Origin of the sequence: Mycobacterium bourgelatii, assembly GCF_010723575.1 — a bacterium.
Classification (GTDB): Bacteria; Actinomycetota; Actinomycetes; order Mycobacteriales; family Mycobacteriaceae; genus Mycobacterium; species Mycobacterium bourgelatii.
In genome coordinates, this window is record NZ_BLKZ01000001.1 from 545,372 (window position 1) to 569,140 (window position 23,769).

The window sequence follows — 23,769 nt, forward strand, 5'->3', positions numbered from 1 at the left end:
CGCGGTGCTGCGAAGCGCGATGAGCCGGGGTCGTCGCGCATTGCTGTTCGTGCTCGTCTTTTCGTTGGTTCCGGTGCTGCTGACGTCGTGCAACTGGCGTGGCATAGCCAACGTTCCGCTGCCCGTCGGCCGCGGCACAGGAGCGGACCGTATGACGATCTACGTCCAGATGCCCGACACGCTGGCGCTGAACACCAACAGCCGGGTCCGGGTCGCCGACGTCTGGGTCGGCACAGTGCGCAACATCGCCCTGAAGAGCGATCCCAACCTGAAAAAGTGGATGGCTATCCTGACGCTCGACCTCGATCCGACGGTCAAGCTTCCGGTGAACACCGCCGCAAAGATCGGCCAGACCAGCCTGCTGGGCACTCAGCACGTCGAACTCGTCGTCCCGAAAGATCGGGCCCAGCGAGACTTGAAGAGTGGCGACACCATCACGTTGAAGAACTCGTCGGCCTATCCCACCGTCGAACGGACATTGGCCAGTGTGGCGGTGATCCTCAACGGGGGCGGCATCCCGAACCTTGAAGTGATACAACGGGAAATCCTCGCCGTGCTGGACGGCCATGTCGACCACATACGCGAATTCCTCACGCGGCTGGACACTTTCGTCACAGAGCTGAACCGCCAAAGTGGCGGCATCACCCGCGCGATCGATTCGACCAACCAGCTGCTGGCCGCGATCGCCGACCGCAACGAGACCCTGGACAAGGTGCTGACCGAGATCCCGCCGTTGATCGAGCATTTCGCCGATACGCGAACCTTGTTCGCCGACGCCACCGAATCCTTGGGTCGGTTCAGCGATGTCGCCAACCAAGCGCTGGCCCAATCCCGGGCGAATCTCTACCGGAACCTGCTGTCGCTGCAGCGGCCACTCAGGGAACTAGGCCGGGCCGCACCGTATGTGGTCGACGGCTTGCGGTTAGGTCTGACGGCGCCGTTCAACATCGATGGCGTGGACAAGGTGATCCGGGGCGACTTCATCAACATCTCGGCGGCGTTCGATCTCACGCTGTCCACCATCGACAACACGACGCTGAGCGGGACCGGGTGGTCGGGGATGCTGCGGGCGCTCGAGCAGGCGTGGGGACGGGACCCGGAAACGATGATCCCCGACGTGCGCTACACGCCGAACCCGAACAACGCGCCGGGCGGCCCCCTGGTGGAGAGGGCTGAGTAAGGAATGCTGACTCGCCTGATCAAGACCCAACTGGTCATCTTCGTCGTGCTCGCGCTGGCTGCAGTGGTCGTCTTGTGCTGGTACTTCCTGCGGGTGCCCAGCCTCGTCGGCATCGGCCGCTACACGCTGTACGTGGAACTGCGCCAATCGGGCGGCTTGTACCGGACCGCCAACGTCACCTACCGGGGCGTCACGATCGGCACGGTCACCGATGTCGAGCCACATGATCGCGGGGTGCGCGCGACGTTGAGTGTCGACTCGGGTTACCAGATCCCGGTCGACGCGTCAGCCAATGTGCATTCGGTATCTGCAGTCGGCGAGCAGTACATCGACCTCGTGTCGACCCACAAAGGCGGTCCCTACCTTCGCGACGGACAGACGATCACCAACAGCACCGTCCCCAGCCAGATCGGCCCCGCGCTCGACGCCGCCAATCGTGGTCTGGAAGTGCTGCCCAGGGACAAGGTCGGGATGCTGCTCAGCGAGACATCGCAGGCGGTGGGCGGCCTTGGGCCCGCGCTAAGGCGCCTGTTCGACGCCACCCAGGCGATCGCCCGTGATTTCAGGGCCAACATGGACGAGATCGACGCACTCATCGTGCGTTCCGCACCGATCGTCGACAGCCAGGTCAACTCCGGTCAGGACATCGCTCGGTGGGCCGCGAACCTCAAGGAGTTGTCCGCGCAACTGGCCCAGCAGGATCCTGCGGTGCAACACATCCTGGCCAATGCGGCGCCGACCGCCGACGAGATCAACGGTGCGTTCGGCGACGTGCGGGAGGCGTTGCCGCAGACGCTGGCCAATCTCGAGGTCGTGCTGGACATGCTGAGGCGCTACCACAACGGCGTGGAGCAGGCGCTGGTGTTCCTGCCTCAGTCGGCTGCGATCGCTCAGTCGGTCACCTCGTCATTTCCTGGCCAGGCGTCGCTCGGCGTCGGCGCGCTGACGCTCAATTACCCGCCGCCGTGTCTTACCGGCTTCATGTCGGCATCGGAGTGGCGTGCGCCGGCCGACACCAGCCCCGCCCCGCTACCAAGTGGCACCTACTGCAAGATTCCGATGGATGCACAGAATGTGGTTCGCGGAGCGCGCAATTATCCGTGCGTGGACGTACCCGGCAAGCGGGCGGCGACCCCACGCGAGTGCCGCAGCAACGAGCCCTACGTGCCGCTGGGTACCAACCCCTGGTACGGGAACCCGGATCAGATCCTCACCTGTCCCGCCCCGGCCGCGCGCTGTGACCAACCGGTAAAGCCGGGTCAGGTGATTCCGGCACCGTCGGTCAACAACGGTCTCAACCCCGTGCCCGCCGATCGCTTGCCGGGCACCCCGCCACCGGTCAGCGACCCGTTGCAGCGTCCTGGCTCAGGCACGGTCAGATGCAACGGGCAGCAACCGAATCCGTGTGTCTACGTCCCGAGTCCGGGCCCTGCCGCGGTCTACGACGTACAGAGCGGCGTAGTCGTCGGGCCTGATGGTGCGGTGTATTCCGTCCAGAACTCCGGTGATGTCGGCGACGACGGATGGAAGAAAATGCTGGGGCCGTCCAACTAGAAATCAGCCGCTGTGCTCGCGCCAATGCCGGAATCCACGGTGTGCGGCGAAGGCCCCGATGACGGCGGTCACGCACCACACTCCTATGGCGACGAACGCCAACGGTGCAGACAAGTCCCCGATCGAAGCGCCCAACGCCGTATAGACGAAGGCGCGCGGCGCCGACCCGATGAACGCACCGACGGCCATCTGCCACAACGGAACTCCGAATGCTCCGAACATATAGGAGGCGAGCGCGTCGGATATGCCGGGGACGAACCGCTGCCCCACGACCGCCCACAGCCCGCGCCGTTCGATCAGGGCGTCGACCCGGTCGGCGCGCTGCTGGCCCAGCAGGTTGCGCGCGCTTTTTCGGCCGGCCCGGCGGCCGGCGAGGCTGGCGGCCGTTGCCGAGCCCACCGTCGCGCCCAGCGTCACGAACGTGCCCAGGATGGGGCCGAACAGCAGGCCACTGCCCGCGGCCAGGAGTGGCCCTGGCACGAACAGTGCCCCGAGGATTGATGAGGCGACGACGTAGGTCACCGGCGCCATCGGACCCGTTGCCGCGATGAAGCGCCGCACCGCCTCGACGTCGATCACTCGGACGACGGCGACCAGGTAAAACAGCAGCACCAGAAAGCCGGCGAACACCGCGAGTCGCGCGATGTCGCGCCGCCGTGACGGGGGATCGGGTGAGATTTCGTCGACCATGCTGTCCGCAATTGTTCCCGAGTCTCACGTAGGGTCGGCACTGGCATGCCGGCCAAGTGGGAGGACATGGGCGTGGTAAGGACCGATGACGACAGTTGGGAGATCACCGAAAGCGTGGGCGCCACGGCCCTGGGTGTGGCGGCCGCGCGCGCGGCGGAAACGGAAAGCGACTCTCCACTGGTGCGCGACCCGTTCGCGCGCGTGTTCCTGAATGCCGCTGGTGACGGGGTGTGGAACTGGTTCGCCGCACCCAAACTGCCGGACGAAATCCTCGCGGCCGAACCCCAGTTGCCTGTCCAGATGCAGTCGATGATGGGCTATATGGCCTCGCGCACAATGTTTTTCGACAACTTCTTCATCGAAGCCGCCCAGGTCGGCGTCCGCCAACACATCATCCTGGCCGCCGGATTGGACTCCCGCGCCTGGCGGTTGCCGTGGCCCGACACCGCTACGGTCTATGAGCTCGATCAGCCCAAGGTGCTGGAATTCAAGACTTCCACTCTGGCCGAGCATGGCGCCGAACCGACGTGTCACCGGGTCGGTGTGGCGGTAGACCTGCGTCAGGATTGGCCGACGGCTTTGCGGCAGGCCGGTTTTGATCCCTCGCAACCCAGCGCTTGGTCGGTCGAGGGTCTGCTGCCGTATTTGCCGGCGGCTGGCCAGGATTTGCTGTTCAACCGTATTGACGAGCTCAGCGCGGCGGGAAGCCGGGTCGCAGTGGAAGCCCCCGGACCCGGCTGGATGGACCCGGACGTTCGCGCCCGCCGCCGCGAGCGGATGGAGCGGCTGCGCAACTTGATGGCAGATGTCGATCCGCAGCGCGAAATACCGAGAACCGACGAGCTGTGGTACTTCGAGGAGCGTGAAGACGTCGCCGACTGGCTGCGCCGGCACGGTTGGGACGTGAAAGCGACGCCCTCTCAAGAACTTATGTCCGGATATGGTCGCGGCATCCCGGACGGAATCGAAGACACCACGCCGCGCACCGTGTTCGTCTACGGCGCGCGCTAGCGGCCGGGAGCGACTGTCGGAAGGCCCGCCGAGGCCGCGGCAGCGAGCAAGCGTTCGTCGTAGGAAACGAACGCGGTCAGCTTGGTACCAAACACCGTTTGGCCCGTTGCGAGATGAATCGCGTCGAGGGATCTGAGTGTGGGGTCGGGCAGGGCCCCTGCAGCAGCCCGAACGACTTCGTCGATCTCGTAACGGGCGACTCGCGACACTATCCCGGGAACGCGGGCAAGCAATGAGGGATCAACCCGCCGCAGAGCCCGGGGCAGTTCCACCTCGATCAGCGTCGATGACACCCACGGCGCGGGCGCCTGCGCATCGAGCCACTCTGCTAATTCATCACTTTCGGGTTCGCGCCTAACCCAGATTTTTCGTGAAATGCCTCGAGAAACGGGGTGTAGATAAGCGAAAGTGCCTGTCCTGCAAGGGATAATTGGACTTGTCTACGGTTCAATCGGTCCCAAGGGAAGGCACTTCGCGAGTGAAGAATATCGCGCTAGCATCGCGGGTGAAAGTGTCTGCTGACGGGCATGGTGTCGTGTCGCACGCCGGGATGGGCATGCTGCGCGAGCTCGCGGACCGCACGGGGTTGTCGGCGCAGGTCACCGCCGCGTTGGCCGACACGTACCGGGGCCCGTGGGTGTATGCGCCCGGGGACGTGTTCGCCGATCTGGCGGCCGCGGTCGCCGACGGCGCGGACTGCATCGACGCAGTTGGTCAACTGTGCGGCGATCGTGAGCATGTGTTCGGCGCGAAGGCGTCGACGACCACTATGTGGCGGTTGATCGATCAGCGCATCGATGCCGCACACCTGCCGGGGTGCGCACAGCGCGGGCTCGGGCGCGGGGCGGCCTGGGCGGCCGGAGCCGCCCCACCCAGGGGTGGCTGCACATCGACATCGACGCCACCCTGGTGATCGATCACTCCGACAACAAGACCGGCGCTGCGGCGACCTGGAAGAAAACCTATGGTCATCACCCGCTGCTGGCGTTTCTGGACCGCCCGGACATCGCCGGCGGGGAGGCCCTGGCCGGGCTGCTGCGCAACGGTAACGCCGGCTCCAACACCGCCTCCGATCACGTCATCGTCCTCGAGCAGGCGCTGGCCGCCCTGCCGCGGCGATACCAGCCCGACCCCGCCCATCCCGAGGATCCCGACAACCCGAAGCTGCTGGTGCGCTGCGACACCGGCGGGTCCACCCACCGCTTCGCCCAGGCGTGCCGCAGGCTGGGGGTGGGGTTCTCCTTCGGCTACCCCGTCGATTGGCGGGTCCAAGACGCCGTGGACACCCTGACCCTCGCCGATGTCTGGGACCCGGCCATCGACACCGACGGCGGTATCCGCGAGGGCGCCTGGGTCGCCGAGGCCACCGGTCTGGTCAACCTGTCCTCATGGCCGGCCGGAACCCGGCTGATCCTGCGCAAAGAACGCCCCACCCGGGGCCCAGCTGCGGTTCACCGACGCCGACGGCATGCGCGTGACCGCGTTCATCACCGACACCGCACCCGGGGTCATCCCTGGTCAAGTCGCCGGATTGGAGTTGCGGCACCGCCAGCACGCCCGCATCGAGGACCGCATCCGCGAACTAAAGGCCACCGGGCTGCGCAACTTTCCGTGCCACTCGTTTTGGTCCAACGCCGCCTGGCTGGAAATCATCCTGGCCGCCACCGATCTGGTCACCTGGGCCCGGCTGATCGGCTTTCACGACCACCCCGGCCTGGCCCGCATCGAGATCACCACATTCCGCTACCGGATCCTGCACATCGCCGCCCGCATCACCCACGGCGCACGCCAACAACGGCTACGCCTCGATGCCACCTGGCGATGGGCCGCAGCCATCGCGACCGCCTGGCAACACATCCGCACCGCCTTCGGATAACACCCCGGCGACCACCACCCAACCGACCACGAAAGACCACCGGCCCCAGGAAAGCCCGCCCCGCCCGGCGACACGGGACAACTCTCCACGCCACCACACCGAAAATGCCTACCCAACAACACCATTCAGCGCCAGAACGGCTCAATCATCAATTCGATGCAAAATCGAGGCTAATCAGCTTCACGAGTACGGAGGTGTCCAGGTAGAGCATCAGAAACGCTCGGCGTCCCGCAACTCGCGCAACACCTGGCCGGCTTCGTTGTCGGTGTTGACTGGCCCGGTCGGCCGCGGTGTCGGTCCCACTACGGTGGCGGGATGTAGCTTTCCGGCACTGATCATTTCGGCCAGGGGATTCTCTTGCGCGGGGACCAGTCGGGCCACGACGGTTCCGCGTTCGGTGATGTCGATGTGCTCGCCGCGTTTGACCCGCGCGAGAACCCCTGCAGTGTCCTGGTTCAACTCGCGCACGGGCACTTCGGCCATACATACACCGTACTACAAAAATGTAGTACGACTACTCGAGACACTGGTGGCAGTCACGCTGCACCAACCGTGAGTCGCGGCAGTAAGGTTCCACAACGTGACGGCGCCGACGCGGTGGACCCTGGCCGACGGCCGTGACATGCTTTTTTTCACGTTGCCCGGGCACGTCGCGGCGCCGGTGCCGGATCGTCGGCCACTGGCTGAGCGCGATCCAACCCCGTCGCAACTGCGGTATGACCGGACGACCGGCCAGTGGGTGATCATCGCCGCGCAGCGACAGGACCGCACCTACAAGCCGCCGCCCGATCAATGCCCGCTGTGCCCAGGACCCACCGGGCTGACCAGCGAGATACCCGCCGCCGATTACGACGTCGTCGTCTTCGAGAACCGGTTCCCCAGCCTGGCCGGCGCCGGCACCGTCCCGAACCCACCTGCTGAGGGCTTCGTGGCCGTGCCCGGGTACGGACGCTGCGAGGTGATCTGCTTCTCGGCGGACCACTCCGGATCGTTCGCGGAGCTGGGCCCCACGCACGCGCGGCTGGTGGTCGAGGCGTGGCGGCATCGCACGGCCGACTTGCTGCAACTGCCGGGAATTGACCAGGTGTTCTGCTTCGAAAACCGCGGCGAGGAGATCGGGGTGACACTGGCGCACCCGCACGGGCAGATCTATGCCTACCCCTATCTGACCCCGCGCACCGCGATCATGCTGAGCCAGGCCGATCAGTACCGAAAACAGCACGGCAGCAACCTTTTCGGTGATCTGCTCGCGGATGAGATCGCCGACGGCCGCCGCATCATCGCGCACAGCGAAAAGTTCACCGCGTTCGTGCCGTTTGCCGCCCGCTGGCCCGTGGAGGTGCACATCTACCCGAATCGGCTGGTACACAACATCACTGAACTAACCGCTGACGAATTAGACGAGTTCACCCTGATGTATCGCGACGTGTTGCAAAGGTTTGACCGGCTGTATTCCTCGCCGCTGCCGTACCTGTCAGCACTGCACCAATACAACGACACCGAGGCCCAGCGGGAGGGCTATTTCCACGTCGAGCTGATGTCGATCCGGCGCAGCGCCACGAAGTTGAAATACCTCGCGTCTTCCGAATCCGCGATGGATGCGTTCATCAGCGACGTCAACCCGGAAGCGGTGGCCGCGCGACTGTGCGAGCAGGCGACATGAGCACGGTTCGCTATGCCGCGCCCGGCCGGGTGAACCTGATCGGTGAACATACTGACTACAACCTGGGTTTCGCGCTGCCGATTGGGTTGCCGCAGCGCACGGTCGTCACGTTCACGCCCGACGACAGCGACGCGATCACCGCGAGTAGCGACCGCGCCGACGGCTCGGTGCGGATCGGGTTGGACACCGCGCCGCGCGATGTGACCGGTTGGGCAGCTTACGTGGCCGGGGTTGTCTGGGCATTGCGCGACGTCGGCCATCAGGTACCCGGTGGGACGATGTCGATTACCAGCGACGTCGAGGTCGGGTCCGGGCTGTCGTCCTCGGCGGCCCTCACCTGTGCGGTGCTGGGTGCCTTGAAGACCGCCACGGAGACCGCTACGGCGACCGCGACGGGTTCCCGCTTGGACCGTGTCGAGGCGGCCCGGATCGCTCAGCGCGCCGAGAACGAGTACGTCGGTGCCCCAACGGGTTTGCTTGACCAGCTGTCCGCGCTCTTTGCAGAACCGGATACCGCGCTGTTGATCGACTTCCGTGATATCACGGTGCGGCCGGTGCCATTCGATCCGGACGCGGCCGGTGTCACGCTGGTCCTGATCGACTCCCGGGTCCGGCACAGTCATGCGGGCGGGGAGTACGCGGACCGGCGAGCATCGTGTGAGCGCGCGGCCGCGGCGATGGGCGCGGCTACGCTGCGTGACGTGCAGGATCGCGGGCTGGCGGCGCTGAGCGCGGTCACCGATCCGGTCGACTTGCGCCGCGCTCGCCACGTGTTGACCGAGAACCAACGGGTATTGGATTTCGCTGCCGCCCTAAAGGATTCGGACTACTCGACGGCCGGCGGGATAATGACCGCGTCCCACGAGTCGATGCGGGACGACTTCAATATCACCGTTCCGCAGGTCGATCTGATCGCCGAGACCGCCGTGCGCGCGGGCGCGCTGGGTGCCCGGATGACCGGCGGCGGATTCGGCGGCGTGGTGATCGCGTTGGTACCCCTCGATCGGGTGGAAAGTCTCTCGGCGACGGTGCGCGGGGCTTCGGCCGACGCCGGTTACGACGAACCGACCATCCGCCGGACCCATTCCGCCGCCGGCGCGACGGCGTTGTGAGCTTGCTCGTCCTCTTGGCCCTCCGAGCCATGTCAGACCCTCGGTAGAGATTCTGGGTAGTCGACGCGCGAGTCCAGACCGCGTCAAGGTGTCCAAGGGGTAACCATGGGAAACAGGGCGAACATCGTCATCGTCGAAGACGGGGATTGGCGACTCTACTACTCGCATTGGGCGGGCTGCCGCATGCTCGATGCGCTACTCGGCGGGCCGGACCTCGCGCTGCGTCACCTCGACCGCCGAACTGTTGAATCCCATCAAGCCGGGCATGGTGGTGTCCAGTGATGCCGTGGCTGACTGCGGGGTCCGGCCGAGCAAGGCCGAGTGGGAACGCTTCGTTGCGGGCTGCAACCTGGTGCGGCAAGACCACGCGAAATCGGCCTGACGAGAACGCTTTCGGCCGAACGCCCGGTGTTGAGGTCAGATCATGATGACTTCAACACCGGGCATCGCCGGATAGTCGCCGTATCTGCTCGCGCTAGGTGGCCTCGCCCTTGACCAGGCGACCCTCCTTGATGATCGCGGTGAACGCCTCGTGGGGTCTGGTGATCAGGGAGATGTCGGCAACCGGGTCGCCGTCGACCAGAATCAGGTCGGCCAACGCCCCTTCGGCCACCACCCCCAGCCGCCCAGGGTAGGGGTACCGCGGTCCGCACATTTCGAGCAGTTGGGCGTTATGGAAAGTCGCCTGCTGCAACACTTCTGCGGGTGTGAACCAGCGCGTGAGTTTGGCGAGCTGCGCACCTTGCCGGCTGGCTAACTTGGCGTCGAACAATGTGTCGGTGCCGAACGCGATCTTGACTCCATGCTTGATGGCCAACTGGTAAGCGGTGTCGGTGCCGGCGACCATCTCTTTCAGCTTGGCGACGTTCGCCGGTGCCAGCGGCGGCCTGTCGTCGTCGTCGAGAAACGGTTGCAGACACCACCAGACGTCCTTTTCGGCGAGCAGCGCCACGGTGTCTTCATCGATGAGCTGCCCGTGCTCGACACATCGGACCCCGGCCGCAACGGCGGTGCGGATGGCGCGCGGCGTGTATGCGTGCACCGTGACATAGGTGCCCCAATTCTCGGCCGCCTCCACCGCCGCATGCATTTCGGCTTCGGTGAACTGGGAGACGTCGAGTGGGTCGTAGGTCGATGCGACACCACCGCCGGCCATCAGCTTGATTTGCGAGGCGCCCCGACGCAACATCTCGCGCGCACCGCGCAGCACCTCGGCTTCGCCGTCGGCAATGACCGCGGACCCGATGATCTCGGCATAACTCAGGTGGCCGCAGATGCCGCGGGGTATCTCGTTGGGCAGCCGGAAATCGCCGTGTCCGCCGGTCTGGGAGATGAATCCGCCCGCCGGGAAGATGCGCGGCCCGGGAACCACTCCCTCATCGATTGCGTGCTTCAAGCCGAACACGGGCCCACCCAGATCGCGGACCGTGGTGAAGCCGCGCAACAAGGTGTCCTCGGCGCTGGCGATCGCGCGCGCGAACACGTAGCCGACCTCGGCGGTCTGCGCCACCAACGGCGTGATGGTGGTGAACACGGCGTGCCAGTGCGCGTCGATCAATCCGGGTAGCAGCGTCTTGCCGGTCCCGTCGATGGTGGCACCCGAGGTTTCCGTCGTGCCGGCGGCAGCGACGGTTTCGATCACCCCGTTGGCGATGACGACGTCCATCGGCCCGGTGATCCGGGCCGCGGCGCTGTCGAAGACGTTGACGTTCGAGATCCGCAACTCTTGAATGTCCATCCGAACTCCTCGTGGGACTGCAACTGTCCCCGGTAGGTTAGCCCGCGATGTCGGACCCTCGGCGCAGACTGTGGCCAACTGACGTCAGGAGGGCAAAATGGGAAACAGGGCGAACTTCGTCGTCGTCAAAGATCAGGATTGGCAGCTCTACTACTCACATTGGGCGGGCTGTCGCATGTTGGATGCGCTGATCGCGGGGCCAGAGCTCGCGCTTCGCTATGTGCAGTCGCTTCGACCATGTGGCAAGAACGAATGGGTCAGCCCCCTCTGGGCCGACGGTGGTGGAGTGGTCGACCTCGATCGTCGCCGGGTGCTGTTCTTCGGTGACGGAATGATGGTGGACATGAATGAACGGCGGGCCGTGATGAGGGTGCTCGCCGAAGTGTGGCGGGACTACGAGGTCGTCTGGGCCTACGACGGAACTGCCGAACTGGCCGGATACGTCGGCGCTGAACTGCGGCCCGAGAGCTGGGATCGGCAGTTCAAACTGCGATTGGCCCGTAATCGAAACTCGTTGTGCCACCTGGTTTCTGTTGTGGGTGACGATGGGCGGCTACGGTTTTGGCCGCTATGGTGGCACCTCAGCAAGGCGTGGCTGGGGCCTGCTTTGCTGGACAGGCTTCCGGGGCGTGGCGTCGCAAGGTTGACCCTGGGCAAGATACCTGAAGGCGGCGTGCATATCGATGTGCCGCGAAAGACGTTGGGGGCCTGGCAAACCGCCGACACCATGGGGATATTCCAGGCCCTTCCTGACATTTGGAAGGGGTGGAAGACCGAGTGCTGGGACGATCGGTTCGAGGAACAATTGACCCGATGCGAGGGGACGCTGCGACTTCCCGAGCTGAACTTGCTGTCCGGCATTGACAACGCCCAGAAATGGATCAGCGACCGGGTGTTTCAGTCCCACGCTGATAGTCCGGCAGGGCAAATCCTCAAACTCGCCGAGCTGCTGGCACCTCTTGGACCCGACCTGGAGGTCAGCGACGAGGCTGTGCCGGATTGTGGGGTTCGACCGCGCTCCGGGGAGTGGGCCCGTTTCGTAGCGGCGTGTAATTCGGTGCGCGAGACCCATGTGCGATCAGCCTGACTCGCAGCTGGTTGAGCGCTGGTACCATTCTGAGGGTAGAAAGGTACCATTCATGGCGTTGAACATTAAAGATCCGTCGGTCCATCAGGCAGTCAAGGAGATCGCGAAAATTACCGGCGAATCGCAAGCTCAGGCGGTGGCGACTGCGGTGAATGAACGTCTGGCAAGGCTGCGAAGTGACGATCTCGCCGCCCGCCTGTTGGCCATTGGCCACAAGACCTCGAGTCGGATGACCCCAGAAACCAAACGGATCGACCATGCTGCTCTGCTGTATGACGAGCGAGGGTTGCCGACGTGATCGTAGATACGTCGGCGGTCATCGCGATCTTGCGGGCAGAGGACGACGCCTCGGCCTACGCCGCAGCCATCGCCGCCGCCGATACGCGCAGACTGTCTGCGGCGAGCTACCTCGAATGCGGGATTGTTCTAGATTCCCAGGGTGACCCAGTCATCAGCAGAAGCCTTGACGAGTTCCTCGAGGAAGGCGAGTTCATTGTCGAGCCGGTAACCGAGCGCCAGGCTCGCCTGGCTCGTCTGGCTTATGCGGATTTCGGTAAAGGTAGCGGCCATCCCGCAGGCTTGAATTTCGGCGATTGCCTCGCCTACGCGCTGGCCATCGATCGACGCGAGCCATTGCTCTGGAAGGGCAACGAATTCGGGCACACCGGTGTCCAAACAGCTTCAGGTCCAGGGTGATCGAGGGAATCTTTGAAAGGAAACTCACCGGAGCGCGCGAAAGTGGATCCCGGGTCCCTGACCTGAATGTTCACCAGCCCTGGGATGCCTCGTAGTCGGCGACAGTCGCCGCTGCCGCAAGGGATTGCGTGAATTGGCCGTAGGGCAACGTCAGTCACGGTCATAGTCCGGTCTCGCTGGCCCTGGCCTGAGCACGTCCCGCAGCCGCAACCGAAGCCCGCTCGCTCGTACCGCCCGACGTGCGATCGCGGTACGCACCGAAGCCTCCGGCCCGACAACTCGCACCTTGCGCTTGGCCCGCGTCACCGCTGTGTAGAACAGCTCCCGCGTCAGCAATCGCGAGTCGGCTGTGGGCAGCAGGACTGTCACATCGTCGGCCTGGCTGCCCTGGCTCTTGTGGATCGTCATGGCGTGCACCGTCTCGACGTCAGACAGCCGACTGGTAGCGAGATTCAGCGGTTCGGCGGCACCGGCGATGACGGCTCTCAGCGTGCCGTCATGCAGGACCGTCACCCCGGTGTCGCCGTTGTAAACACCCAGCCCGTAGTCGTTTGCCGTCACCAGCACCGGTCGCCCGGGATACCATGCCGACCAAATCGGCTCTCCGGTTGCTTCGGTCAGCCACCTCTCGATCTGGCGGTTCCAGTGCTGGATCCCATAGCGTCCGCGCCGATGCGCGCACAGCAGTCGATGCTCGTCGAGCGTGGCCAGTGCTGCCGTCGCGTCGCCGAGGACGGCGGCCTGCCGTAGTCGGAGCGCCTGGGCCACAAGAACGCTACGCAGATGGGGGGTAGGGTCTTCGGCATTGTCCCACTCGATGTGATCGTCACCCGCTCGCAGCAGCTCGACAGCGCGGTCGGCGTCACCGCCGCGGATCGCTGACGCCAACTCCCCAATTGATTCGCCGAACCGATGCGAGGTCTGCAGCGCTGCGACCCGCGAATTGTCTTGTGCTCCCAGCCCGTCGACCAAATCGGCCAATACCGCGCCCGCTTCCACCGACGCCAGCTGGTCTGGGTCGCCGACGAGTAACAGGCGTGATTGCGGACGCACTGCCTCGAGCAGTCGGGCCATCATTGTCAGCGACACCATCGACGTCTCGTCGACGACGATTACGTCGTGCGGCAGCCGGTTGCCGCGATGTTGGCGAAACCGTGAGGATGTATCCGGCCTCGGGCCCAATAGCCGGTGCAACGTGGTCGCACGCAGTCCCGTGACCCGCTGCCGATCAACGGCATCCAGCTTGTCGACCTCACTTTGCACCGCTTCCTGCAGCCTGGCAGCGGCCTTCCCCGTCGGGGCCGCCAACGCGATGCGCATGCGCGCCTTGCCGGCCATCTGCGCCTGTTCGGCGAACAGCGCCAACAGCCTTGCCACCGTCGTCGTCTTACCGGTCCCGGGGCCTCCGGTGAGTACCGTAAAGCCCTGCGAAAGCGCGATACTCGCGGCGTCACGCTGTTCCTCGTAGCCCTCGGGGAACAATCGGCCGATTTCCGGGGTTGCGGCGGGTGCAGGGGCAGCCAGCAGCACCCGGAGATCGTCTGCGACCTGCTGTTCCTCGCGCCAATAACGGTCTAGATAGACGAGGTTGTCGTCGTACACCCGCAGCACCGGGGGCGATCCGAGGAGCGGGCTGGCGTGCACCGCCGCCAGCCAATCGTCCGCCGCCGGCCACGGGAGGTCGGAAATACCGACCTGCTCCTGCGCGGCCCGCAGGTCGACGCATACCGAACCGGCCCGCAGCGCGCGCACCGCCAGCGCGACCGCCAGCGCTACTGATGGTTGTGTCTCGCCGGACATCTCCGTAAGCCGCTGTGCAACATGGACATCTGCCGACTCGATCACACCAGCTTCGTTGAAGGTCCGTAGTAGACCGGTAGCGCCGACAGCCTGCCGCCAGCCGACGGGATCAATGATCGCTGCGCCCGGCTGCGCCGCGCTTTCGGTCGTCATGGTTGTTTGATGACGACCCGATGCGCCCGGCTGCGCCGCGCTTTCGGTCGTCATGCGGCCCGCCGACCCGCATCGAGAAGGTCCGACATCGCGGTCACCAGCGCAGCCGGTGGCGCCCAACTGAACACCCCCGCCGGATGCCCGTCCACCACCGGGGTATCGGGACCGCACATCCCACGCACGAACAGGTACAGCACGCCGCCCAAATGCCGGTCTGGGTCGTAGTCCGGCTGGCGCCATCGCAGAAAGCGGTGCAGCACAACGTTGTACAGCAGCGCCTGTAGAGGATAGTCCGAGTGCAGCATCGCTTCTGCCAGACGTGCCTGGTGATAATCGGCAGCTGTGAGCGCCCGATCCGGATCGCCCAGCCAATTGGTCTTGTAGTCGACTACCAGATACCGGTGGTCTGACCCGTCGGGAATCCGCAGCACCACGTCGACCGAACCAGTGAGGTAGCCGCGCAACGACTGACTCCCGAGGGCATCTCCGATCAGCCGATCGGCGTAGGAAGCCAGCGGGTCTGAGTCTGGCAGGTGCTCCCGCAGCAACAAACCAACGTCCGCCAGTCGGATATCGGGTGTGCCATCACGACGGTCACCGCCAGCCAGTGGGAACTCGAAATCCAACTCCCGCAACCGATCCGCCAGTCCTATCTGTCGCAAGGTCAACCCGCCGGCCAAGGGCCCCAACGGCGTGTCGTGCATCGGAATCAGCGCCGAGGCCAGTTCGGCGGCGGGTATGTCCACCGGATTCCACTTGGAATGCGCCCGGATCTGCTCCTCGATCTCGCCCGCCAGATCGACAGCGAACGGATCGGCCGTCTCCAGAACCGCGTGCACCAGCGTGCCGAACCTCGCGCCCATCGGTAGCTCAGCCATCGGTGACGGCAGATCAGAACCGGCCGCGGTAGTTGCCAACGGAATATCGCCTACTTCGTCGTCGAGTTCGCTGACTTCCGGCTCACTGCTGACGTTGGGAGCTTCGGTGACCCTGATCAGTCCCGAGTAGGAGGTTCGTCGCCAAGAGGTGTCGATGGCTCGGTGGAAATGGCGGATGCCGAGATCGGACGGTGCAGTCTGGCCGGCTGCGGCTGGGGCTGCAGCGATCACCGACTCCTCCACTACCAGTCCGCCGACGGCTTGCCACTCCTGAAATCGGGCCCACGCGTCGTCATCGGTGATCTTGGCCGGGCTGCAGCGGTCGGGAACCACTGAGTCGCCGGGGCGCCGACCCCGCAATAGCCGCGACAACCCACCGTTGGGTTCGTCGTAGGCCGGAGACCACCAGGCCACGACCTGTGACTGGGCGCGCGTCATGGCAACGTAGGTCAGCCTGCTGTCGTCGTTGGCGGCCTCTGCGGCGCCCAGCTTCTCGACAACGTGGAAGTCGGGACTGTCCTTCCCGCCGATGTGCAGACAGCGCACGCCCTGGTCGTGAAACAGGACCAGATCGCGCTGCTGGATGTTGCGGGCGAACGCGAATGGCAAATATACGACCGGCCACTGCAGCCCCTTGCTCACCCATACGGTCATGATCTGCACGGCCGCCGCGTCGCTGTCGATTCGCCGGTTGCGTTCGACTGCGCCGGCGCCTTCCTCACGTTGGCTGCGGAGCCAGTCCCGCAGCGCCGGGAGCGCATAGCGCTCGCGATGCGCGGCGTCTTGCAGGAGCTGTGTCACATGCGCCAGATCGGTCATGTGTCGCTCGCCGTCCTGCCAGGACAACACCCGGTCGCTCATCCCGCTCAATTGTGCGGCCTCGAAGATAGCGGCCACTCCGCGTTCGCGGGCGTGGCCCGCCCACTCTCGTAGCGTCTCGGCAACGCGGTCGGTCAGCCGATCGCCTCCTGCGGCGAGGCTTTCCGCAGTCTCGCCAAAGAACATCGTTGCGGCCGCAGCACGCACCACGCCCGGACGGTGTGGCTGCTCGAACGCCTCCAACAACGACAGCCAGTCGTCGGCGGCAACCGAGCTGAATACATCCGAGTCGCCGGTGTAGACCGCCGGGATACCCGCCTGGGTCAGCGCCTGGTGGCACACCCGGGCGTCTTTGTGCTTCTCGACGATCACTGCGATGTCACCAGCCTGAAGGGGCCTACCGTCGAATGTCGCTCCGCAGGACAGCAACCCACCGATGTCGGCAGCCAGGTCTGCGCTGATGTGTTCGCGCAATTCGTCGATCGGTAGATTCTGGGTTCCTCTGCGGCCGAGTGCCTCTCGGCGTACGACCCGAAGCCGAAACGGGTCGTTGTGGCGTGCTCCGGCCAGCCGGTGGCCTTGGTGGTACGCATCGACGGCATGAACCACGATCGCAGGGTCACCAAGTTCGGCCCCGCGCAACAGGGCCTGCAATCGATCGACTAGGACGCTGTCGCTGCGCCAATTGGTAGGCAGCGTGCGTTTGTCTCCCGCCGTTTGCGCGGCACGCAGGTAGGTGACGATGTCGCCGCCGCGAAACGCATAAATCGCCTGCTTCGGGTCGCCGATGAGAATCAGCGTGGAGCGCCCACTGAAGGCGCGGTCGATCACCTGCCACTGCACCGGATCGGTGTCTTGGAACTCGTCGACCATGACGATGGGCCACCGGCGCTGCATCCGCGCCCGGGCTGGGGAGTCGTCGGTTTCCAGCGCATCGGCCAGACGGCTGAGCAGGTCGTCGTATCCAAGGATGCCCCGGCGGCGCTTTCGCGTCTCCAGTTCTGCCAGAACTTCTTTCGCGAAATCGACGCACACGGCGGCACGGGATCCCGGCTCTGGATCCAGTGGCCGCAACTGTGTCGACGGATTCCTGACCACCGTCCGGGCAATCCGCAGCGCGTCAGCGTGATTCAGCGCGGGATCGTCCCGTTGGCGCCCGAAGCGGGCCAGGTACAGGTCGTCGACGATTTCGGTGACCAGGTCATCAAGGTCTTCTACGAGGCTGACGCCGGAATCAGTGTCGCCGGCAACGCCCAGCGATCTGAGTACCAGCTGACAGAACTGGTGGGTGGTGGCGATGGTCGCCGTGTCGAAGGTGGCGAGCGCGTCGCGCAATCGTTGCTTTCTTTCGTCGCGCTCGACCGCGGTGCCGTCCAGAAGTTGGGCCACCAACTTGTTGTCGCCGACGGCTGATGCGTCATCGAAAGCCGCTGCCGCATCAACCATTTGGCAACGAACCCGCTCGCGAAGCTCCTGGCTAGCCGCACGTCCGAATGTGATCAGCAACATCTTGTCCAGGGTCGCCCGACCCTCGGCGATGTAGCGGGTTACCAGACCGGCCAACGCAAACGTCTTGCCGGTCCCCGCGCTGGCTTCCAACACGGTGGTGGAGCGCTCCGCGGGCAGCGGGCCGAGTAGATCGAATGGTTGCATCATCGGGCGTCCCCTTCAGCGCCCTGCTCGGCCCGCAAAAGTGGCAACCAGAGGCGAGCGGCGAAGGCGCCCAGCCGGTTGTCCTCACCAGGGTATTCTTCGCCGGACCGCAACGGTTGCATCAGCTCCGTCAAGCGCGCGTCGCGGCCCCAGGCTCGCACGTGGGCATGCTCCTGGTCGTCGCCGGGGTATCGATCGGTTCTCCACTTGAGTGTCGCGGCCCGCACCGGGTCATCGCCGCAGTGCCGGGCTAGCGCCCACGCGTAGGAAGTCTTAATAGGCAGTGGAATTGGTTCACATCGTCCGGCATCGTAGATGGCAACCAGATCCCGAAGCAAGGCTCGCGGATCATCCTGCGGCCGAGCCAGGCGCCCTTGGCGCGGCGAGGTTCCCTTTGGCGGCCGACCAATGCAGATCGCCGACCAATCCCGGTTCGGAGCATGAGTCAACAACGCCAACAACGGGATCCACGATGCCAGCAGATGCTTGCCATGGAGTTTGGAGTACGTGACCGAAACCAGCCGATCTCCAAACACTTTCGGTACCGTGCCGGTCAGTTGCCGGGTACCGATGTCAATGTCGACGTCGTACGGCACCCCGTCGGCTCGGCGGTATTCCCGTGCCGCGTCAGCCAGTAGCTTTGCCTGATCCCGGATCTCGGTGACCTTGCGCCACCCGAGCTGACCCGGCGGTAATGTTCCGCGGCGCCATTCCGCCTGCCGCGCCTCATCCGGTGCCATTCCTCCCAGAATGTCGTTCAACATGCGTTCGCCGACTGCCCATTCCTCGAGCGCATCGATGTCGACAGGCATCGAGTCTTCGACGCCGTCGACGTCCCACGGCAAGGTGTACTCGAGCGCTCGGAAGAAACCCTTTACCGGATCTCTGAAGAATGCGATCAAGTCGTCGAGGACGATGTCGTCCGGTGGGGGCGCCGGCAGTGGTCCGGCGATGAACTTCGGCCGCTCGGCGCGTTGGCCGGTGGCCGCCCGCGCAGCCCGCAGCACGGTGGGATCGAAGCTGAACGGCACGTCGGGCACCAACCTTGCGCGCTCGACGTTGCGAACATCGAACGGCTGCAACGGATGTTCGACCAGCACCCGCGAAAGCACTTGGCCCGTCGTGGTGGTGGCGGTGGCGTTCAAGGCGTCGAGTAGCTCGGCCAGTGGCACGGCGGGCGGTTTGCGCTGACCCGAGTATTCGTTGGCGCCGGTGTAGGTGATGACCAGGGTGTCGGTGGCCGCACAGATGGCGTCCAGCAGCAGTTGTCGATCCTCAGAGCGGATGTCGCGTTCTCCGGTCATCGGCTGTCTGGCCAGCACATCGTCACCGTCCATGTGACCGATGCGGGGGAACACGCCGTCGTCGAGGCCCACCAAGCAGACCACCCGGTGCGGGACTGAACGCATCGGCACCATCGTGCAGACCGTCAGCGTGCCGGTGCGGAAGTTGGCACGCGTTGGCCGTCCCGCGAGGTGCCTTTGCAGCAGCGCGCAGATGTCGGGCAACCGCAGCACGGTGTCGGCCCGTGGACCCGCTGTGCGTAGCACTTCGCCGAACTCGCGCTGCATCTGATTGGTCTGCCAGGCATCATCCTCGTCGGTGCGGGTCAGCGCGGTGATGCCGTCGACGATCGCTGCCAACCATTCCCTCAGCGGCCGGGTCCCGGTGAGCGAGTCGACCGTCCGCTTCAACCGATCGATAAATTCGGCGAGGCGTCCGGCCAACTCGACCCGGTTGCTGCCGACGTCGTCGAGAGGAAGCGTGGAGTCGATCCAGGCGTGCGACGCCTCGGACAATGCGACCCCGGCCAGCACCCGATCGATGCCGAATCGCCATGTGTTGTGGACGAAGTCGACGCCGAAGGGCTTGCGATGGTCCTGATCGAAGCCCCAGCGGATGTTGGCCTGCCGGACCCAGGCGGTGATGCTCTCTAAATCGTCATCGGCGAAGCTGAATCTGGCCCGCACCGGTGCGGCCTGGGCCAGGCTGAGTACCTCACTCGCGGTGGCCCTGCTGCCGGCCAGCATCAGCAGTTGCGACGCCACGCCGAGCAGCGGATTGGTTTGCAACAATGACCGGTCGGCCAGGCGCACCCGCAGGCGATGCGCGGGATGCACCCCGCGCACCACATCGCCGAGACCGAAGTCCGCGGCAATCAACGGCGCGTACGTCTCGATGTCGGGACACATCACCAGAATGTCGCGGGGTTCGAGCGTCGGGTCGTCCGCGAGCAGGCCGAGCAGCACTTCGCGTAGCACGTCAATCTGCCTGGCCGGTCCGTGGCAGCTGTGCACCTGTACCGACCGGTCATGCGCTCCGACCGTGCGGCCTGCCGGTCGGACTGCGTTGGCGGCCAGATCGGACTGCAGCCAGCCGAGCAGGGTGTCCGGCCGGGCGATATCGCCGAGCGCTTCGTCGGTCGTGGTATTCGCAGGAAGGCTGCGCTGCAACTCGCGGAGATCGCGACCCAGCGTCGCCAGCAACGGATGAAAGACCTTGCGATGGCTGGTGTCCTGGGGTCGCGGCGTCCTGCCGTGCACGCCGGCGAGCCCGCGCCACAACTGATCGCTGGGATGCGGCAGCCACAGATGCAGTTCGTGGTGGGTCGACAGCGCGTCGAGCAACTCGATGTCGGTGCAAGCCAAACGGGTGTGACCGAACAGCGACAGCCGTTCAGGTAGGTCGGTGGGTGCCCTGCGTAATGCGGCGATGGTCTTACGGTGGCGGACATGAGGCGGATCGGCAGGCACCCGCGCGACCAGCAACTGCCACAGCGACTTCTGCCAGGCCAAGTCGCTGTCGAGATCACCGGAGCCACCTTCCAACCAGCCGGACAGCAGCTCCGGGCGTTGTCTGGCGTAGGAGGCGAACAAGCCGGCGAGCCGGCGGGCCACCGCGTAGCGGCGCCCCTTGCGCAACTCCGCTTCCGCGTCGGTGTCGAAGTGTCCCAGGTGTTTCGCCAACGTTTGGCACCACGGCTCGTCGAGGCTGGCGTCGATCACCTCCAACAGCGGCCAGGTCATGGCCTCCGGCGACCAGGGATCGTCGTCGACCGTTCCGGTGATCTCGGCGATCAGCGACGCGGGATTGCGGAATGACACGCCCGCGCACACGCCGTCGCCGTGCACGGCCCCGAGGATGTGCGAAAGGCGCTGACTCAGCCACCGTTCCACGCCCCGGGCAGGCACCAGCACGAGCTCTTCGGCGAACGGGTCAGCCAAGGGGCTGGCCAGCAATGCGCCGAGCCCGTCGGCAAGGACATCGGTGCGCTCGGCACGATGGAGATGAAGCGCCATTGGCCGTCACCATAGACGCCGGGTCCGACAACGGTGGCAACATGGTCGGGGCGGTTGAGGTGCCCCGCTGATGCCGGCCCGTAGGGGAGGAACGCGATGGAAACCTGGGACGCGATCTGCGCCCGGCGCAATGTGCGCCAGTACCTGCCGAAGCCGGTCCCCGAAGGTGACCTGAAACGTATCGTCGAGGCCGGCTGGCGCGCGCCGTCGGCACGCAACCGTCAGCCGTGGGATTTTGTCGTTGTCACCGAGCATGGCCAGCTGCAGGAACTTTCGACGGTCTGGCGGGGTGCGGGTCACATTGCTTCGGCGGCTGCCGCGATTGTCTTGGTAGTGCCGGTGCCGCCGGACGATCGGCGCAGGCTGACCGACCAATACGACGTCGGACAGGCGACGATGGCGATGATGATCGCGGCCACCGATCTGGGTATCGGCACTGGGCATTCGTCGGTGGGGGATCAGGACAAGGCCCGGTCCATCCTGGGTGTCCCCGACGATCATCTGGTCGCGTTCATGCTCGGCGTGGGATATCCGGCGGATCGTCCGCTCACGCCGATACGCAAGCCTGACCGCCGACCCTTTGACGAGGTCGTCCACTTCGGACATTGGTGACTTGCATGGCAGCTGCGTTGGACGCATGGTGACTCGCGTGCCGCCCCCGATGGATGCCCAGACCCGAAGCACCGTGATCTGGAACATCATCGGCTACCTGTTTTATGCACTGCTGGTTGCCGCCGGCGCTTTGTGCGTCTGGGTCTCGTTCTTCTTCGCGATGGCGACCGACGCCTGTCACGATTCGGCGTGCAACGCCAGTTATCGGGTGTTTCCGGCGATGGTCACGATGTGGATCGGAGTGGCGACCGTCTTGGTGACGACGCTGATCGTCATGGTGGTCAAGTCGACCCGGGGCAAGGTCGTGGCCGGATGGCCGATCGGCGGCCTGCTCGGGCTGGTCGTCGTGTTCGTCTTGTCCATGCTGGTTCTGCACTGACAAGCCCGTCGGCAATGCTGGTGGTTATGAACAGACACGAGATCACTGAACAGATCGTGGTGAACCGCCTGGCGAAAGGGCTCAGTTGGCAGCAGCTGGCCGACGCCATCGACAGGCCCCTGTTGTGGACCACGTCGGCGTTGCTCGGTCAGCACCCCATTCCGGCCGAGCTTGGCACCGTCCTGGCTGAGTTGCTCGGTCTCGACTCGTCGGTGGTACCGATACTGGCGACACCCCCGATACGAGGCGACCTGCCCAAGGTTCCTACCGACCCCACCATCTACCGCTTCTACGAAGCGCTCCAGGTCTACGGCGGCGCCATCAAGGAAGTTATCCACGAACAGTTCGGCGACGGCATCATGAGTGCCATCAACTTCAGCATCGACCTACAGAAGAAGTCGCATCCCTCGGGCGATCGTGTCGTGGTGACCTTCGATGGGAAATTCCTCCCCTACCAATGGGTTTCGTCGCAAGAGGCGGAGTAACGGATGGCGACGGAGAGTCCAGCCAAGCCGAAGCCGGTGGATCTGGTGTTGTCGGGTGGGGGTGTCAAAGGCGTCGGGCTGGTGGGTGCCGTGGTGGCCCTCATGGACGCGGGCTATTCCGTCAAGCGGGTGTCTGGCGTTTCGGCCGGTTCGCTGGTCGGGTCCATCCTGGCGGCCGCCTCCAACGGCGACCAGCTGACCACGCGCAGATCAAGGAAATGGCGCTGACTCTGCCGTACCCGAAATTCCGTGACGCGGGGCCGGCGGGGCATCTGCCCGTCGTTGGTCAGGCCTGGGGGCTGGTGCGAGACAGCGGCATCTATCGCGGCGACTTCGCGCACCAATGGATCAGGAGCGAGTTGAAGAACCTGGGGGTGACAAAGTTCGGTGATTTGGCCCTCAACGACAAGCAGATGCCGGAGGAGCGTCGCTACCGGCTGGCGGTGACGGTCACCGACATCACGACCGGGCAGTTGGTGCGGCTGCCCTGGGACTACCGCAGGGTCTACGGTTTGGATCCCGACGAGCAGATAGTCGCCGACGCGATTCGCGCCTCGATGTCCATCCCCTTCTACTTCCGTCCGGTCACCCTCACCAGCGCCGACGGGCTGACCTCCACCTTGGTGGACGGCGGGGTGCTGTCGAACTTCCCGATCGACTCGTTCGACCGTCCCGACGGGAAGCCGCCCCGCTGGCCCACTTTCGGCGTCACGGTGCTGCCCAATCTGCCCGAAGGCAACGATCAGGTGATCCCCGGGATAGGGGCGCTGCGCCTGTTGGGGCCGCCGTCGGTACTCCTTGAACAGCTGATCACCACCATGTTCGTCGGACGTGATCAGACCTATCTGAACCAGCCGTGGGTCAGTGCGCGCGCCATCCGGGTCGACTCCACGGCCGTCAACTTCCTCGACTTCAACATCTCCCGAACAGATGCCGTGGCGCTCTTCGAGAAGGGCTACGAGGCCGCCGAGACGTTCCTCTCAACGTGGAACTGGGTGAAATATCTCGAACGGTTCCGCCAATATCACTGAAGTGACCACTGGTTTCGTGTCAAAATCTCCAGCAGGAGGAGGCGCCGGTGTGA

The 23,769-nt window shown here is 65.1% G+C and carries 19 protein-coding genes and 2 pseudogenes; 14 read left to right on the forward strand and 7 right to left on the reverse strand.

Annotation, left to right across the window (positions count from 1 at the left end):
• The first annotated feature begins 19 nt into the window (after positions 1-19).
• Together G6N68_RS02450 and G6N68_RS02455 are read left to right on the forward strand one after the other, a co-directional pair.
• The gene (locus tag G6N68_RS02450) at positions 20-1,180 is read left to right on the forward strand and encodes a virulence factor Mce family protein (RefSeq protein ID WP_163718056.1); all 1,161 of its coding nucleotides are present in this window, start codon (positions 20-22) and stop codon (positions 1,178-1,180) included.
• 3 nt (positions 1,181-1,183) lie between these two features.
• Positions 1,184-2,734 carry an MCE family protein gene (locus G6N68_RS02455; protein WP_163707400.1) on the forward strand — a complete coding sequence of 517 codons (1,551 nt, stop codon included), beginning with the start codon at positions 1,184-1,186 and terminating at the stop codon, positions 2,732-2,734.
• A gap of 3 nt (positions 2,735-2,737) precedes the next feature.
• Here the strand turns inward: G6N68_RS02455 and G6N68_RS02460 are convergent, their stop codons facing one another.
• A complete protein-coding gene (locus tag G6N68_RS02460; protein ID WP_163707403.1) occupies positions 2,738-3,424 on the reverse strand; it encodes a TVP38/TMEM64 family protein in 687 nt (228 codons plus the stop codon).
• A gap of 72 nt (positions 3,425-3,496) precedes the next feature.
• Here G6N68_RS02460 and G6N68_RS02465 point away from each other — a divergent pair, with 72 nt between their 5' ends.
• Positions 3,497-4,435, forward strand: a complete 939-nt coding sequence (locus G6N68_RS02465; protein WP_163718058.1) for a class I SAM-dependent methyltransferase — start codon at positions 3,497-3,499, stop codon at positions 4,433-4,435.
• On the opposite strand, the gene G6N68_RS02470 is transcribed toward G6N68_RS02465, so the two are convergent.
• Positions 4,432-4,866, reverse strand: coding sequence for a PIN domain-containing protein (locus G6N68_RS02470; protein ID WP_308494659.1), 435 nt, complete (start codon positions 4,864-4,866; stop codon positions 4,432-4,434). The two genes, G6N68_RS02465 and G6N68_RS02470, sit on opposite strands and share 4 nt — an antisense overlap.
• A 47-nt stretch (positions 4,867-4,913) precedes the next feature.
• Between G6N68_RS02470 and G6N68_RS02475 the strand changes: the two are divergent.
• Positions 4,914-6,311 (forward strand): annotated as a pseudogene (locus tag G6N68_RS02475) (IS1380 family transposase).
• A 210-nt stretch (positions 6,312-6,521) separates the two neighbouring features.
• Here the strand turns inward: G6N68_RS02475 and G6N68_RS02480 are convergent.
• A complete protein-coding gene (locus G6N68_RS02480; RefSeq protein ID WP_205351219.1) occupies positions 6,522-6,794 on the reverse strand; it encodes a type II toxin-antitoxin system Phd/YefM family antitoxin in 273 nt (90 codons plus the stop codon).
• 97 nt (positions 6,795-6,891) lie between these two features.
• Here G6N68_RS02480 and galT point away from each other — a divergent pair, with 97 nt between their 5' ends.
• The 3 genes from galT (at position 6,892) to G6N68_RS02495 (ending at position 9,368) form a co-directional block, all read left to right on the forward strand.
• A complete protein-coding gene (gene galT / locus G6N68_RS02485; protein ID WP_240355338.1) occupies positions 6,892-7,974 on the forward strand; it encodes a galactose-1-phosphate uridylyltransferase in 1,083 nt (360 codons plus the stop codon).
• On the forward strand, positions 7,971-9,086 hold the full coding sequence (locus tag G6N68_RS02490) for a galactokinase (RefSeq protein WP_163707406.1): 1,116 nt from the start codon (positions 7,971-7,973) through the stop codon (positions 9,084-9,086). The genes galT and G6N68_RS02490 overlap by 4 nt, the downstream gene beginning before the upstream one ends.
• A gap of 105 nt (positions 9,087-9,191) precedes the next feature.
• Positions 9,192-9,368: a hypothetical protein gene (locus tag G6N68_RS02495; protein ID WP_163706399.1), complete on the forward strand. Its 177-nt coding sequence runs from the start codon at positions 9,192-9,194 to the stop codon at positions 9,366-9,368.
• Between the two features lie 193 nt (positions 9,369-9,561).
• Here the strand turns inward: G6N68_RS02495 and G6N68_RS02500 are convergent, their stop codons facing one another.
• Entirely contained in the window at positions 9,562-10,824 is a 1,263-nt protein-coding gene (locus G6N68_RS02500; RefSeq protein WP_163707409.1) for a metal-dependent hydrolase family protein, read from the reverse strand.
• Between the two features lie 97 nt (positions 10,825-10,921).
• Between G6N68_RS02500 and G6N68_RS30465 the strand changes: the two genes are divergently transcribed.
• The 3 genes from G6N68_RS30465 to G6N68_RS02515 are packed head-to-tail and all read left to right on the forward strand — an operon-like array spanning position 10,922 to position 12,607.
• On the forward strand, positions 10,922-11,911 hold the full coding sequence (locus tag G6N68_RS30465; protein ID WP_240355339.1) for a hypothetical protein: 990 nt from the start codon (positions 10,922-10,924) through the stop codon (positions 11,909-11,911).
• Positions 11,912-11,963: 52 nt separating this feature from the next.
• On the forward strand, positions 11,964-12,209 hold the full coding sequence (locus G6N68_RS02510) for a type II toxin-antitoxin system VapB family antitoxin (protein WP_163707412.1): 246 nt from the start codon (positions 11,964-11,966) through the stop codon (positions 12,207-12,209).
• Positions 12,206-12,607 (forward strand): type II toxin-antitoxin system VapC family toxin, encoded by a 402-nt coding sequence (locus G6N68_RS02515; protein ID WP_163707415.1) that lies wholly within the window; start codon positions 12,206-12,208, stop codon positions 12,605-12,607. The genes G6N68_RS02510 and G6N68_RS02515 overlap by 4 nt, the downstream gene beginning before the upstream one ends.
• 150 nt (positions 12,608-12,757) lie before the next feature.
• Here G6N68_RS02515 and recD read toward each other — a convergent pair whose 3' ends face one another.
• The 3 genes from recD to recC are packed head-to-tail and all read right to left on the reverse strand — an operon-like array spanning position 12,758 to position 21,209.
• Complete coding sequence (gene recD, locus G6N68_RS02520) at positions 12,758-14,560, reverse strand: exodeoxyribonuclease V subunit alpha (RefSeq protein ID WP_163707418.1); 1,803 nt, start codon at positions 14,558-14,560, stop codon at positions 12,758-12,760.
• Between the two features lie 50 nt (positions 14,561-14,610).
• Positions 14,611-17,910: an exodeoxyribonuclease V subunit beta gene (recB, locus tag G6N68_RS02525; protein ID WP_163718068.1), complete on the reverse strand. Its 3,300-nt coding sequence runs from the start codon at positions 17,908-17,910 to the stop codon at positions 14,611-14,613.
• A complete protein-coding gene (recC, locus tag G6N68_RS02530) occupies positions 17,910-21,209 on the reverse strand; it encodes an exodeoxyribonuclease V subunit gamma (protein WP_163707420.1) in 3,300 nt (1,099 codons plus the stop codon). Before recC ends, recB begins: the two co-directional genes overlap by 1 nt.
• 96 nt (positions 21,210-21,305) lie before the next feature.
• Here recC and G6N68_RS02535 point away from each other — a divergent pair, with 96 nt between their 5' ends.
• The 4 genes and pseudogenes from G6N68_RS02535 (at position 21,306) to G6N68_RS02550 (ending at position 23,716) form a co-directional block, all read left to right on the forward strand.
• On the forward strand, positions 21,306-21,821 hold the full coding sequence (locus tag G6N68_RS02535) for a nitroreductase family protein (protein ID WP_163707424.1): 516 nt from the start codon (positions 21,306-21,308) through the stop codon (positions 21,819-21,821).
• Between the two features lie 25 nt (positions 21,822-21,846).
• Positions 21,847-22,200, forward strand: a complete 354-nt coding sequence (locus G6N68_RS02540; protein ID WP_240355340.1) for a hypothetical protein — start codon at positions 21,847-21,849, stop codon at positions 22,198-22,200.
• A gap of 26 nt (positions 22,201-22,226) precedes the next feature.
• Complete coding sequence (gene cynS, locus G6N68_RS02545) at positions 22,227-22,685, forward strand: cyanase (protein ID WP_443093969.1); 459 nt, start codon at positions 22,227-22,229, stop codon at positions 22,683-22,685.
• Positions 22,686-22,688: 3 nt separating this feature from the next.
• Positions 22,689-23,716, forward strand: a pseudogene (locus G6N68_RS02550) (patatin-like phospholipase family protein).
• Positions 23,717-23,769 lie beyond the last annotated feature (53 nt).